General features: G+C 39.6%; 1 protein-coding gene. It reads right to left on the bottom strand.

The window, feature by feature from the left end; genetic code table 11:
- On the bottom strand, window positions 1-230 hold a 230-nt coding region (locus AOA62_RS31060; RefSeq protein WP_256592512.1), incomplete at both ends, for an alpha-amylase family glycosyl hydrolase.

Here is a 230-nt window from a genome sequence, read left to right as displayed (position 1 = left end):
ACTCTTGGGCCGTCCGTATAGAACTTTCGTCCATCCCCTGGAGGAACTGAACCATCATCATTCGGAAAGTCTTGGTCTTTTGATATGAGGTTGATTACATCAAGACGGAATCCATCTACTCCCTTTTCAAACCAAAAATGCATCATATCATATATTTCTTGACGCACTTTCTCATTTTCCCAATTCAAATCCGCCTGGGTGACATCAAATAAATGTAAATAATATTGACC

It is taken from the genome of Pseudomonas sp. 2995-3 (assembly GCF_002742565.1).
In the GTDB taxonomy this organism is placed as follows: Bacteria; Pseudomonadota; Gammaproteobacteria; order Pseudomonadales; family Pseudomonadaceae; genus Aquipseudomonas; species Aquipseudomonas edaphica.
The sequence above is the reverse complement of the archived record's forward strand: the minus strand, read 5'-3'. Positions and strand labels throughout refer to the sequence as shown.